This window comes from Pedobacter sp. AK017 (genome assembly GCF_014200825.1).
Taxonomy (GTDB): domain Bacteria; phylum Bacteroidota; class Bacteroidia; order Sphingobacteriales; family Sphingobacteriaceae; genus Pedobacter; species Pedobacter heparinus.
In genome coordinates this window covers 16,590-30,375 of sequence record NZ_JACHCW010000021.1, presented here as the reverse complement: position 1 = coordinate 30,375, position 13,786 = coordinate 16,590, and the positions used below count along the sequence as shown (strand labels likewise).

Sequence of the window (13,786 nt, the reverse complement as noted above, 5' to 3'; positions counted from 1 at the left end):
TTATTCCTGACTTAATATGAGGGCCCTCATTGCATCTGCATTGAGGTTAATGCCATCTATAACCAGGGCAGCGCGTTTGTAAAAAACGTCGCGTTCAGCTAATCTGTTTTCAATAAACTCAATCATCTGGGCTTCATTAAGATCGCGTAACAGCGGTCTTTTTTCTTTACCGCTTTCCAGGCGTTTGGCCAGCGCAGCAGGGGGCATTTCAATATACATGGTTAAACCGTTGGCATTCATCCAGTCCATATTGTCAAAAAAGCATGGCGCACCGCCTCCGGTGGCAATAACCACGTTTGCAGGGTAATCAAAATGCTTCAGGGTATCACTTTCCAGTTTTCTGAAAGCCGCTTCGCCATGTTCAGAAAAATAAGCGCCAATAGTTTTACCTATATTTTTTTCTATCTGCTGGTCCAGATCAATAAAGTCGTACCCAAGTTTTACTGCCAGTTTTTTACCCATTGTGCTTTTACCGCAGCCCATAAAGCCAATCAGAAATATCTTCATCATTTACGCCAGTTTTACCCTTGGATCTACAAAGGCATACAATACATCCACTAAAATATTAATTATTACAAACACCAGGGCAATAAAAAGAATAGAACCCATGACCACCGGGAAGTCGGACATTTCCAGTGCATTTACCGTAGTACGCCCCAAGCCATTATACCCGAAGATATATTCTACAAAAAAAGATCCTGCCAGTAAGGAAGCAAACCAGCCTGATATGGCTGTAATAACAGGGTTCAAAGCATTTTTTAAGGCATGCTTATAAATGATCGCATTACGGCTCAGGCCTTTTGCCCTGGCCGTACGGATATAGTCCTGTGCCAGTACATCCAGCATGGCACTGCGGGTTAACTGTACAATAATGGCCAGTGGCCTTAAACCCAGGGTGAGCATTGGGAGCCAAAGGTTTTTCCAGGTCATGACCTCACCTTTAAAAGGATCATAACTGTACAGACTGCCAGACATATTTAAACCTGTATAATCGCTCAGCACAAAGCCGAACAGCCAGGCAATGATGATCCCCGCAAAAAAAGAAGGTGCCGAAATGCCCAGTATGGCAAACGAATTGGCGGCCTTATCAATCCAGGTATCTTTGTGCACCGCAGAAAGCACGCCCAGGAACACGCCGACCAGGGTAGCAAAGATCATGGCAGTGAGGGCCAGGATAAAGGTATTGGGTACGGTTTCGGACAAAATGGTGGTCACATCCCTTTTGGTCTGATAAGAACGGCGCAGGTAAGGCCATTTCAGGGCCAGTACCTCATCTCCAAAACCAATCAGTTTAACGTAGTGGTATTTCTCTTTCGCTTCAGGGGTATTTTCATGCAGGCCGATGGGTGAAAGGTCGTTCAGGTAAAGAAAAAACTGTACAGGCTTCGACTTATCCAGTCCGAATTCCTTTCGCACTGCTTCCAGCGAGGAAACATCCGACCGCTGGCCCATTGTCATCCGTGCCGGATCACCTGGCAGGATATTAAACAGCACAAAGACCACCACTATTACACCAGCCATTACCGCTACTCCATATAAGAACTTTTTGACAGCGTAGCGCAGCATAATTATTTGTTAAAATATTTTTCAGCTAATTTATCAAAAGAGGGCATAGTATGGTAATGCCATTTGTTAATGACCACACCATTTTTTAGCAGCAATACGCCCGGGTTAGACCTGACCATACTTTTTAAGGGTACCGCATCGGCATAAAAAACCTCGGCAAACAACTTCATCTGCTTGCTGAAAACTGCGGCATCACTGGCAGAACTGGAGGTTAGCAATACAGTTCTGATGTTGTACTGTTCAGCAGCATTCAGGGCCAGGGCGTTGAATTCGGCTATGGCCCCGTCATTGGTTTCGTTCAGGTTATAGGCCACAATGATGAAGTTATAATAGGGGTTCTCTATCAGCTCTTTGGTATAATCCGTTCCGGAGGCATCGCTGATCTGCAGATCTTTTATTTTAGGTTCGTAGCCTTTTTTTACCAGTACTTTATCTGGATCGCCTGTAATTTCCCAGTTCTCGTCCTTCCAGATCTCGGTTTTCAGGTAATCTTTATCACTCATCACTTTCTTCTCCCCTGTCTTTTTATTGTGCATATTGTACATGATGGCATATTCGTCGCCTTTGGCCCCTTCAGGGATCTTCATCAGTTCAGGGATGTTTGCCCCTATTTTGTACGGCAGAAAATCTAAAACCGGTAAGGTACTGTAGGTAAAGATACCAAAGCCGGTAGAGGCAAGCAGTACAACAGCAAGCAGTATCTGCTGCACCTTAGGGTCCACCACTATGGGCTGGATCAGGTTGCGGTTAACGAACAGGTAAATGATCAGTACCAGTAAAACGAGGTCTTTGGAAAAGGACTGCCATGGGGTTAAAGGGATGGCATCACCAAAACATCCGCAGGAAGTTACGACTTTAAAGGCTGCAGATACAAAGGTTAAAAAGGTAAAAAAGATGATGATGGCCAATAAACCCGCAGTTACCTTTTTAGCCCAGAAACCCAACAGCAGCAAGGCCCCCAGTACAATTTCCAATACGCAAAGCAAAATAGCTATACCGGTTGCCATGCCCCCCAGAAAGGACATATGGAACACATCAAAGTATTCCTGTAACTTATAGCCAAAGCCCAGGGGATCATTTGCCTTAATGAGTCCTGAAAAGATGAAAAGGACACCAACAATAATTTTCGAAATGTTAAATGCAATTTTCCTCATTATCGAACCCCCAGTTTTATCAGTGCAAAAACAGAATAGTTTAACATGTCCTGGTAATTGGCATTTACCCCTTCAGAGGCCAGTGTATACCCCATATTGTCTTCAATCTGCTTTACTCTCAGGATCTTCATCAGAATCAGATCGGTTAAGGAGCTGATGCGCATGTCACGCCAGGCCTCGCCATAATCGTGATTTTTGTTGAACATCAGGGCCTTGGTTTCTTCTACCTTTTGGTTGTAGGAGGCCTCTACCACTGAAAGCTCCAGCTCAAGCGGGGCATTTTCATCCAGTTCCAGCTGCATCATTGCGATGATACAATAATTGATGATACCGATATATTCTGAGCTAATGTCCTCCCCTACTTTAGAGATCTTTTTTTCTTCCAGAGTACGGATGCGCTGGGCTTTGATAAAGATCTGGTCTGTTATAGAGGCCGGGCGTAAAATGCGCCAGGCTGTACCGTAGTCTTTAGTTTTTTTTAAAAAGAGCGATTTACAAACCGCTATTACCGAATCAAATTCCTGAGCTGTATTTGTTGCCAAAACAATAATAATATTTAGTTCAATCCTATTTTCCTACACAAGCATTTTTTTATCTAAGTTTGCATGGAAACAATGGCTAAAGATACATTTTTAAACCGAAAGACAACACTAAACCTGGGGGGTAAACTGGTCGATCTAAGACCTCCGGCTGTAATGGGCATCCTGAATCTTACAACAGATTCCTTTTACAGCAAGAGCCGCACAGCTACAGTAGAGCAGGCTTTAGAGCGCGCTGAAATTATTCTGAAAGAGGGTGGGCAGTTTATTGACATTGGGGCTTATTCTTCCAGGCCAGGGGCCGCTGATGTGCCTGCACAGGAAGAAAAGGAAAAAGTAGTCGCCGCTGTTGAAGCCATTGCCGCAGCCTTTCCGGAAGCATTGCTTTCTATCGACACTTTCCGGGCAGAGGTTGCAAAAGCCGCTATTGAAGCTGGCGCATACCTCATTAACGACATATCGGCCGGTAGTATGGATGAAGCCATGTTTGAAACGGTGGCAGAGCTGGGCGTACCTTACATTATCATGCACATGCGGGGTACGCCAAAAACCATGCAGCAAAATACCTCTTATCAATACCTGTTGCCGGAAATGCTGGACTATTTTTCAGATAAGGTATCCCGGCTTAAAAAGCTGGGTGTTAAAGACATCATCCTTGATCCGGGCTTCGGTTTTGCAAAAACCCTTGACCAGAATTACCTTGTAATGCAAAGGCTGCAGGAACTGGATATTTTTGAACTACCAGTTTTGGCCGGGCTTTCCAGAAAATCTATGATCTATAAATTTCTGGGCGAAGGGCCTGAAGGGGCCTTAAACGGGACAACAGTATTAAATACCATGGCCTTACTAAAGGGGGCTAACATTTTAAGGGTGCATGATGTAAAAGCTGCTGCCGAATGCATTGCCCTTGTTCATAAAACACTGGAACAATAATATGGTTAAAATTCCTAACTTGGCATAAATGAAAAGCTTGGATTTCGATTTCCTGAAGGTATCTTTTACCGATGCGGTAGACATTATTCTTGTCGCGCTGATCATTTATTATATCTATAACCTGATCAAAAATACACTTGCTGTAAATCTTTTATTGGGTATGGTGATTATCCTGGTGATCCACTGGGTGGTAGATGCCCTGCACATGAACCTGCTGTCGAGCATTATTAACCAGTTTATGAGTGTAGGGATCATTGCACTGATCATCATTTTCCAGCCCGAGATCAGGCGTTTCCTGCTCCTTATTGGTAAGAACACTTTTTTACAGCAGAACAAGGCCTGGTGGGGTTATCTCTTTGGCAGTAAGAATATAGAACAAAACAACCTGATCAGGATTAAGCCTGTTATTGATGCCTGCAAAAGCATGAAAAAATCAAGAACGGGTGCGCTGATCGTTTTTGTTAAATTTTATGACGACCAGCTTTTTGCGAACAGCTGCGAAATTATAGATTCTAAAATTTCCAAACGCTTACTGGAAAGCATTTTTCAGAAATACAGCCCGCTGCATGATGGGGCGGTGGTGATTGCCGAAAATAAGATTAAAAGTGCCAGCTGTATTTTACCACTGACGGACAATGATAAATTGCCACCACAGTTTGGCTTAAGGCACAGGGCCGGTATTGGCGTATCGGAAACTACAGATGCTGTTGCGGTGATCATCTCTGAGGAGACCGGTGAGATTGCCTACGCCAAGCAGGGACGGGTAAGGATGAATGTTTCTTTTGGAGAGCTGGAAAAATTGCTGAACAAAGATTTTTAAAATGCCGAAGACAATTTAAATTCTATTTAATGTTTTCATCCTTTATCAAAAAGTTAATGTTACACCTTTCCTTGCCCTAATTTTCGAAAGTTCATCTTTGTTCATTGGACCATACAAAGAGTCACTCTTTTTATCAATTAAATAGTAGTTTAATTTATTTTTAAAGATGCTTTTGAGCGAAGCATTGTTTTTCACTATGCTATCGCTTACACGCTGTAAATTATCTTCGCTAAGCGTTGTAAGCAAGTTATTAATATGTTTAATTGACATCTTATCACCAAATACGTTAATTACAGTATCTTTTTTATTCTCCACATAGTAGTTGCTCCAGAAGCTCAAATCATCCTTAATGTTTTTATCCATTAATTTTCTATTAGGTCTTTGCTCTACCAAAATATATCTGCTGTCTGACTCATATTGCTCCACATCGGAATATATCAATATATCTTCAAATGAGTTTTTCTGAGTGGATTTATAAACGATAGATCCAAATGGAAAACCCATGTCTACAGCATCGTCCATTGGTAAATAGTAATAACGCTTACTATTTTTCTCCTTTATGCAGCTTAATAGATTAAGCACTACAAAAAGCATTAGTAATTTTTTCATTAAAATCTAATTGTTGGATTAAATCTGTCTCTTCGCCACCGTAATACATATGTGATCTGCTCAATTCTGCATTATTCAATTATGGTTTCTGAAACCGTATTATTTTTGCTGGTCTAATTTCTGCCCAAACCGGGCTTGAATCCCTACTCTTAAGGTATTGGCCATAGGGTTATTGGTTGTTGAACCTGCCAGATAGGCCAGATCAAAAGACAACACATTATATTTAAACCCAGCGCCCAAAGTAAAGTAAGTACTATTCCCCTTTTCTGGGCTTTGATAATTGTAACCGGCCCTTAAGGCAAAAGTATTTTTATAACTGTATTCTACTCCGGTTGAAATATTGATTTCCTTCAATTCTTCAGAAAATCCTCCAGGAGCATCGGTAAAAGAACCAATGATACCCGCAGGAACCGACCTGTTAGGATCTTTTCCTTTACTTATCTTGGCATCCTGATCATAAATTGGTTGTGTAGGCACCATTAGTTTGTCAAGATCAAGCGCAACAATGAAACGGTTATCATTTCGAAGAAAAGTGGCTGCTCCACCAATTCGAAAATTAGCAGGAAGAAAGTAAGTAACATTGCTGGCACTATAAGCAATCTTAGTCCCTATATTAGAGAGATTTATTCCTGCAGACCAGATTACAGGCTCATTAAAAAACAGGCCTTCGCGTTTATAAAGCCCTGAAATATCCACCGCTATAGCCTTACCAGCCTCAACCTGCGCACTGCCTACTGTCTGTCCACTAAAAAGATTTGAATGTATATATCTCACAGCCCCACCCAAGCTAAAATCCGGACCAAAGCTTCTCGCATAACTGATGTCAAAAGCCAGTTCATTGGGATTGAACACACCAATACTCTGCTGATTATTGTCAGTAAACTGGACATTCCCTATAGAGAAATATCTCAAGGATGCCCCTATTGTATTGCGGTCATCAAGGCGGTAATAACCACTCAAGTAGGACAAACTCATGTCTGGCACGAGGCTCTTTAGCCAAGGGCTATAAGTAACTGAAGCTCCACACGTCCCTTCAGGAAGAAATGCGACTGCCGCATTATTAATAGCAGAAGCATTCGCATCAAGCGCAACGCCTGCATTCCCCATTGCTCCAGATCGCGCTTGTGGCATAATGAGCAGAAAAGGCACTGCAGTAAGTATATTGTTATGTTGACGCCCGTCTATCTGAGTGCCTTTGATAGATTGAGCAGATGTTTTACTTAGCATCAACATTCCTACCAAGAATGTTAATACTTGTATCATAAATCCGTTGTTCATTTTGAGAGCTATTAATAATATACCCTGTCGTTTGTAAGGTCAATCAATGCGTCGCGCATAATACCGTAAAAAATAACCTTACTAGAATTCATTTCTATGTAGCCAAACTCTTTTAATGGCAGAACCTTTATAGGCATGTATTTATGGTTTTTTTTGTTTATAAAAAAATGCGCCAAATAATCCGGACCTTCTTTTTTTAGCAATGGAAGTCTATTTCTGTTATTACTTAGGGCCCGTTTAATACCAATATTTTTCTTATCCCATTTAACGACTGAATCATCATATAATTTGTAACTGTAATTTTCTTGGTTATCTTTAAATAAAATATGGACAGTTTTAATATTACTTTTTAGTAAAGGTTGGTAAGCACAACCAGATAAACTAATCAAACCATATATGAACAAAAAGTATTTCATAATTAATTGTTTAAAAAATGTGAATATAAACTTGGTCTAAGGCCAAGTTGTCTTAACTGAATAGACGCTCTGATAAAATACGGATGAATACCTCCAATTGCAAAGTAACCGGATGCTGCTAACGCTCGTGAGCCAACAGAAGAACAACTATTTAATAAGAAATTGTATGAGCCTGGATTGCTTTTCAAGTTATTCGAAATTTTTGTCAAGCGATCCATATTTACACCTTTTATATTAATAGCTTTATTATGTAGATTTCCAGGAATATTAATGGTTTGTTTTGTTGGATTGGGTAATGCAGCAGTAGCATATTCGGTCCAATTATTTCTTGCCTCGCTGAATCCAAAATATCTCCCTTCTGATGCGTTAGCCGGTCCAAAATCAATTAACGATGTCCCTTTTTCATCTAGGACCTGAAAATGGCCTATTTTATCTTTTTGTCCGGGGAGCTCTGCTGTTGCTTCCGTAGTTGCGTTTTCAGTTTGCACTTGAGCACTACCAGGTTTTAATCCAGCTAGTATATCTTGCGCATTCGCTATTGCTCCAAGTCCATATCCAATATTTTCCATCAATGAGTTTCCTGTTTTACCTAAAAACCCAATTTCTCCTGTCAGTAAATTGATACTCCCTACACCAAAACTTACGGATATATCTGTTTTTCCACCTGTGTAAAAATATGTACCCAAGCTATTAATACCAGAACTTGCAACTATTGCGAGTGTGTTGGCGAAGGCTCCACCAGCGGCAGATATTGAATTTCCGACTCCCCCGGATAAAGCACCACTGACAGCACCACCTAACATGTAGCCCCAGGTTTTCCCAGAACCATAATCCCATTTAAAGGGATTCATTGTTCCATTCGCCAGGCTGCCACCACTCCACATACCTATATCAGCACCAATTGCCCAAGGCAACAGAGGTGGCGCAAAGATTGCTGCAAGTACTGTAAATATAAATTCCCCATTTGGATCTGTATATTTCAATGGGTTATTCATTACATAACCAAATCGGTTAAAGTTCTGAGTATTGTAAGGATCCTGTACATAGTTATCTGGTGAAAGAAACCGATGTAGTTTTGAGTCATACAATCTTCCATTCATGTGGATGAGTCCAACACCAAATAAATGTTCATGTCCCGTAAAGCCCCTGTCTGTAATTAAAAAAGCGGAAAGGGAATTTCCGTTACCATCGGTCAGCTTTACAACATTACCCCAGGCATCAAACTGGCGATTTTCCATAACCGTTCCAGAGTCGTCAGTAATCATTACGATACTGCCCAGATAATCACGGTGTAGGTAATATAAATTTTGTACAACTGATGATGCAGAATGTATTTCTTTCCAGATCGCCGGTGCGGTATATGCATCTCCACTTAAGTAGAATATAAAGCTCGTAGTGCCATTCTGGAGGTCATTGGTAATTTCCATGCTTCCGTCTTCTGCATAATGTCTACGATAACGACGAAGCATTTTATCCGTCTGGTCACCTCCGTAGTACATATGTGACCTTCCCAACTCAGCATTATATTGGAAGCTGATCCTTTCATTTCCATCTTCTATGATTTCAACTGGGCTTTTGAAAGCATTATAGCTAATCTGTTGTAATACCCTGGCCTGATAATATGTGTCAGCTGCAGAACTCAATTCTAATTCACTTTGTTTGTAAGTGTTACCATTATAGCTGTAATTGCCCAAATCATTAGAAGTGATACGTCCACGTGCATCATATGTCTGACTATTATTCCCGTTATTATCATTAAAATTGGTTAACCTGTCAAGGTTGTCGTAATCAAAGGTCTCATTCCAACCAAAGACGCTGTTGCTTCGACTGTTTAGTAGGCCGCGTTGGCTGTTAAAACTATAACCAATGTTCATCAGGTTTGCAGCAGTTCCCGATATCCGATCCAATGTTCTCTGTTGTGGAAGGCCATAAGAATCGTATTGAAAAGTAGTTTTTAATGCATTTCCTTGTAAAGCTGCGCTCAATCGGCCTTTGCTATCTAATGAATGTATTTTCCACAGAACCTGCCCAGTACCCTGCAGAGTGGTTTGGAGCAGCTCTCCATTTTGGTACTGAAACTCAATAGTTTTTTGAATTATTATATTATTCAACTTATTTTTTGCTTCATTACTTTCTGCATTGACTCGTCCATATGTATCATAACTGTATGTCCTGGAAAAACGGGCATGAAGATTATCCTCTATTCTGGAAGTTAATCGATTGTAACTATCGTAATTATATGTTGAGGTCGAATTATTGCCATCAGCATTGATTAAGCTTTTTGATGTAAGTAACTTCGTGGTTGGATGATACATATAGCTATATTGCATATTAGTATCGTCACCGCTTATTGTCGTTTGTATTACCTTTCCGGTTCCATCAAAAGTGTATTCAGTTACCCCTTTTGGAGTAATTTCTTTTGTTACCTGGTCAAATCCATCATACTCATATTGATACACACCTGCCGATGGATCAGTTAACTTTATTTTCCGGCCAAATCCATCCTGTTCAATAGTTTGGGAAATACCGTCAAAGTCTGAACTTTTTAAATTACCATTAGCAAAATAGCTATAGTTGACTGTTCCACCCGGATCTTGTAAAGAAGTAATTTGACCTAATTGATTTCTGATTGTTATAACCGATTTTGTACCATCATTGACGGTTGCAGTAGATCCATTATAGCTATAATTAGTAACTTTACCTGTAAAAGTTGTAGTTTGGTTCACCCGACCATACTCATCATACGCAGTATAATTCCATTGATTATAATTCCCCTGCTGTTGCAATTCGCTCTCACCAACCTGCCTGCCATAAACATCATACTGAATCCTAACACCAATATATTGTCCATCAATGGTTTTCTCTTGCCGTTCAACTATTTGACCCAGACTATTAACTATCTGAATCTTGCTTCGACCTTCATCGTCACTGTCAGTGACAACTGCATCATAGGAACTTTTTACATAAGATCGATAAGCCTTAACACCTAGATAATTTGTGGTAGTTAATAAACGTCCCCAGCTATCGTATATATAGGTTTCTGTTTGGTTAAAAGGATTGGTTTTACTTAATGTGTTGCCTGAAGACGAATCATTTATAAATGATGTACTCAAACCTTCCACATCTACAGTCTGAACGATAAATCTTCCTGTTGCATCATACGCCATAGATACCGTCCGCTGACCGCCACCTGGCACGGTAACCGTTTTCTGTGTTACATTTCCATAAATATCGTATTCAAGACTTTCTATGTCAAATGGAGTATTGTTCGTTTTCTTTTTTATTGTAGTGGGTAAAAACCCTATATAACTATATTCTTCAAGCTTTGTAAAACTGTCTGATCCATTATTTAGTGTACTTTTTGATGTTAGCGGTCTTCCAATGTAGTATCCACTACCAGGGTTGTTGTTATAAGTAACTTCAATGGTTTTGGTTCCAGAACCACCAAAATTGCTGGTACTTTTAGTTGTATTATAATATTCGTCAAACTCCATTGTTTGTAAAGTATTCGTCTGGTTCAGCAAATCCTTCGTGCTAACAGACTCCGTTGCATTAACAAATACCTTACTGGGTAACAACTGGGTGTTGTAGGTATAATCCGTTCTGTTAATGTAATCGCTTAAGGTTCCCCCATCATTTATCCCCTGTGCAGCAACAATTGTACTACTTATGTAGGGAGTTTTTGTAGTAAACGTTTTCAATGGTGCACCCCTTAATCCAGGACTGTTGATACTGATATTAAACATTCTATTCTCATCACTTTCATCAACATGCCAGTTGCTACGAATCGACTCACTAAAGCCTAAAAATCCCAAGCCCCCAGCATGCGTTACCGCCTTTCCATAGCCAAATACTTGACTCACTTGTTCACTCTCAAAATATCTGGTCAGTTTGCTTACTACATTCACACTTGGGGCACTCTGCAGATCTATGTAAGGATAAGTTTGATCCAAACTTGTCTGATATAATGGAATATCTCCTGTATTCAGATTTGGCATTAATGGCTTATACTCAATCTGGTGATAAACGCCATCCTGTGAAATGGTAGTCATTTGTGTTTCCGTCCTTGCATCTTTTGAGAACTTAAACAATGAAATGCTACTGTTACTCATAAATCCAAATTCTAGCTTGTGATTGGGCTTATCGGGATTTAAAAATACCGGAATTGGATAATGGTTCAAATTGGTATATTGACTGCCCGAAGAGCCGGCAACAAAGCTAGTTAGCGTCCCTGGTGCCGCGATATTATGGTAAACTGTAATGTTAGCTGTGCCGTAGTCATTATTATTCCTGGTAATGGTGTGGGTAGATATGATATCTGTTTTTCCATCCCCATCTATATCATTGGATATAAGGTAATATGAATCCAGTTTTTCAATTCCTGGAGTGCCATCCCAGGTTGCCGCAGTATTGCTGAAAGGCTGAAAATTTTCAAATTTCTCAAACGAACTGCCGTTCGACATAAAAGTTGCAAACAGTGAATTATTCCCAGTAGAGAACATGATATCCGTTTTGCCATCTCCATTATAATCACCTATCAGGGCAGGCTGGTTATTGGTAATCCTGCTGTCCGATGTTTGCCATAAAAGCTCTAAAACGTTATTATTGTTCATTGTATAAACATACATCACGTTATTAGGAGTGACATGTAAAATATCGGTTTTTCCGTCTCCGTTAAAATCAGCGGTATAAAGCTTATCCAAGTAGGTACCACTGTATGTCTCATAAAATGCGCCCAAATTGATAACATAATTTGATGTTAAGCGCCTATCCATATTTATAAAATAAGCATATGAGCCCATACTTCCGTAAACATCAGTACAATTCCAGTTATTAACAGAATCAGCGGCAATCCGGCTTGTTACTACATTATGATCATTAATAGCGATCACATCGGTTAGCCCATCACCATTAAAGTCCCCTGAAATGAAATCAAATCTCAAGGGTTTTCCTTCTACAGATCTATTCTCACATGCATCCCAATAATTTGGGCTTAGAGGGACATTATTCCAAATCCTATCATACTGATAATAAACCGGAGCGACCGTACCTGATGACCACATTTCAAACTTATAAGTATTATTTGGGGCATCTTTAGCTATAATCATCCCTTGTCCTGCCAATATTTTATTGTCGTGTGTTAACCAGGTAGCTGGAAAAAGTTCTCTAAAATACCCGGTATTTATTTGATACCCCAATTGCATATAGGGTGATCCCGGATCCAGATCATAAAAAGCCCAGAATTTATCCTTCGCATTTGGATACAATAAAAAATCCATGGAACCATTGCCAGTAAAATCACTAGTAATAACCTGAGAATTATTGTTCGCAATCCCCTGAACGCTCAAATTAGAAATCGTATGGCTGGTGATCACATCTCCCGTACTTCCATAAGTAAAATAAATAGGATCAAAAGCTTTGATTTCTCCGCCATCAGACTCCTGTATACTGGTCAGGCGTTGATAATTAAGAAGTGGCATGACATCAAAATTAAGTTCATAATGCCTGAAATTGATACCATTTGCCACTATAGATATTTTGTTTAGGATATCAGTCTTGTAAAATGATAACCCACCCATATAAATTTTTTCATGTCTGTTGGCACTTATATAGTTAAAATTTATCTGATTGATCCCAGGGGCAGATCCTAAAGTTCCATAGGTAATTTGTGAGATATTTAAAGTGTTGCCGTTGGGCGCATAATGGTAATTTATCCTGGCCCCTAAAGGACTTTCGGTGTAGGTAACTGCGTAGTCTGCTGGTGTTCTGGAATTCGGGGTGAGACCATAGTAAGCTTTGGAGCCATCTGCAAAGTTTACTTCAAAATATTCTGGGCCATAATTTTGACCATACGGGGATACTCCACGCGAAATAATCTTTGTGTTCGAATAGTTTTCGGTTTGATATTCCGCTCCATCAGCACCATATGTACCGCTTTTTAATATCAGCCGTTGACCATCCAGTGCAAAACGGTCATGTTCATCAAAGTTTACTCCGCTTATCTGTCCATCATGAAATACAGTTGAGAGAATTCTGGATATGGCTGACAAGCCTGAAATGTTCCAGCCATATCCGGCAGCACCGTAACCGGATTGGCTATTATAAATTAATCCCAATTGCGGCACGACATTCCCCAAGCCTGGGGGTAAGGTAAAAGGCACCGAAAACGTTGCACCCCCACTTGCAGAAACATCTAATGTAGCAGCAGTTCGGCCTGCATCAATGGTTCCTGTGGATAAGGTCGACAATTGAGGTTTGATTAAACCAGGAGTTTTTTTTAAAGTGGTTTTTGCCGCCGATGAGTCCGATTTGAACTGAGGCTTAGCTCCTGTAACTACTTTTATCTCCTGCGAGATTTCAATAGCTTTTTTTGTTGTATCAACCGTTTTTTTATTGGTATCAATCTGTGCAGTTGCAATTTGGATACCGATAATAAATAAGAGAGGAGTTAGATAGCGTTTCATTTAGTTG

10 protein-coding genes are annotated in these 13,786 nt (G+C 40.2%); 2 read left to right on the top strand and 8 right to left on the bottom strand.

Annotation, left to right across the window (positions count from 1 at the left end; translation table 11 throughout):
• Genes HDC92_RS22445 through HDC92_RS22430 form a run of 4 tightly spaced genes read right to left on the bottom strand, consistent with a single transcriptional unit; the run spans window position 1 to window position 3,262 of the window.
• The gene (locus HDC92_RS22445) at window positions 1-510 is read right to left on the bottom strand and encodes a shikimate kinase (protein ID WP_183877189.1); all 510 of its coding nucleotides are present in this window, start codon (window positions 508-510) and stop codon (window positions 1-3) included.
• A complete protein-coding gene (locus HDC92_RS22440) occupies window positions 511-1,566 on the bottom strand; it encodes an ABC transporter permease (protein ID WP_183877188.1) in 1,056 nt (351 codons plus the stop codon).
• Between the two features lie 2 nt (window positions 1,567-1,568).
• A complete protein-coding gene (locus tag HDC92_RS22435; protein WP_183877187.1) occupies window positions 1,569-2,720 on the bottom strand; it encodes a BT_3928 family protein in 1,152 nt (383 codons plus the stop codon).
• Window positions 2,720-3,262, bottom strand: a complete 543-nt coding sequence (locus HDC92_RS22430) for a DUF1599 domain-containing protein (protein WP_183877186.1) — start codon at window positions 3,260-3,262, stop codon at window positions 2,720-2,722. Before HDC92_RS22430 ends, HDC92_RS22435 begins: the two co-directional genes overlap by 1 nt.
• Window positions 3,263-3,334: 72 nt before the next feature.
• On the opposite strand from HDC92_RS22430, the gene folP reads away from it, so the two are divergent.
• Both folP and cdaA read left to right on the top strand, forming a co-directional pair.
• Window positions 3,335-4,192, top strand: coding sequence for a dihydropteroate synthase (folP, locus tag HDC92_RS22425; protein ID WP_255484650.1), 858 nt, complete (start codon window positions 3,335-3,337; stop codon window positions 4,190-4,192).
• A gap of 28 nt (window positions 4,193-4,220) precedes the next feature.
• Complete coding sequence (gene cdaA / locus HDC92_RS22420; RefSeq protein WP_015809464.1) at window positions 4,221-5,012, top strand: diadenylate cyclase CdaA; 792 nt, start codon at window positions 4,221-4,223, stop codon at window positions 5,010-5,012.
• 45 nt (window positions 5,013-5,057) lie between these two features.
• On the opposite strand, the gene HDC92_RS22415 is transcribed toward cdaA, so the two are convergent.
• From HDC92_RS22415 to HDC92_RS22400, 4 genes are all read right to left on the bottom strand, one after another.
• A complete protein-coding gene (locus tag HDC92_RS22415; RefSeq protein ID WP_183877184.1) occupies window positions 5,058-5,621 on the bottom strand; it encodes a hypothetical protein in 564 nt (187 codons plus the stop codon).
• A gap of 99 nt (window positions 5,622-5,720) precedes the next feature.
• A complete protein-coding gene (porV, locus tag HDC92_RS22410) occupies window positions 5,721-6,884 on the bottom strand; it encodes a type IX secretion system outer membrane channel protein PorV (protein ID WP_255484649.1) in 1,164 nt (387 codons plus the stop codon).
• A gap of 26 nt (window positions 6,885-6,910) precedes the next feature.
• The gene (locus tag HDC92_RS22405; protein ID WP_183877182.1) at window positions 6,911-7,315 is read right to left on the bottom strand and encodes a hypothetical protein; all 405 of its coding nucleotides are present in this window, start codon (window positions 7,313-7,315) and stop codon (window positions 6,911-6,913) included.
• A 2-nt stretch (window positions 7,316-7,317) separates the two neighbouring features.
• A complete protein-coding gene (locus tag HDC92_RS22400) occupies window positions 7,318-13,779 on the bottom strand; it encodes an FG-GAP-like repeat-containing protein (protein ID WP_183877181.1) in 6,462 nt (2,153 codons plus the stop codon).
• Window positions 13,780-13,786: the final 7 nt, after the last annotated feature.

What these genes read in the sequence shown, in the direction of transcription:
- HDC92_RS22445 (WP_183877189.1), bottom strand. Translation starts at nt 510, where the DNA reads ATGATGAAGATATTTCTGATTGGCTTTATGGGCTGCGGTAAAAGCACA.
- HDC92_RS22440 (WP_183877188.1), bottom strand. Translation starts at nt 1,566, where the DNA reads ATGCTGCGCTACGCTGTCAAAAAGTTCTTATATGGAGTAGCGGTAATG.
- HDC92_RS22435 (WP_183877187.1), bottom strand. Translation starts at nt 2,720, where the DNA reads ATGAGGAAAATTGCATTTAACATTTCGAAAATTATTGTTGGTGTCCTT.
- folP (WP_255484650.1), top strand. Translation starts at nt 3,335, where the DNA reads ATGGCTAAAGATACATTTTTAAACCGAAAGACAACACTAAACCTGGGG.
- cdaA (WP_015809464.1), top strand. Translation starts at nt 4,221, where the DNA reads ATGAAAAGCTTGGATTTCGATTTCCTGAAGGTATCTTTTACCGATGCG.
- HDC92_RS22415 (WP_183877184.1), bottom strand. Translation starts at nt 5,621, where the DNA reads ATGAAAAAATTACTAATGCTTTTTGTAGTGCTTAATCTATTAAGCTGC.
- porV (WP_255484649.1), bottom strand. Translation starts at nt 6,884, where the DNA reads ATGATACAAGTATTAACATTCTTGGTAGGAATGTTGATGCTAAGTAAA.
- HDC92_RS22405 (WP_183877182.1), bottom strand. Translation starts at nt 7,315, where the DNA reads ATGAAATACTTTTTGTTCATATATGGTTTGATTAGTTTATCTGGTTGT.
- HDC92_RS22400 (WP_183877181.1), bottom strand. Translation starts at nt 13,779, where the DNA reads ATGAAACGCTATCTAACTCCTCTCTTATTTATTATCGGTATCCAAATT.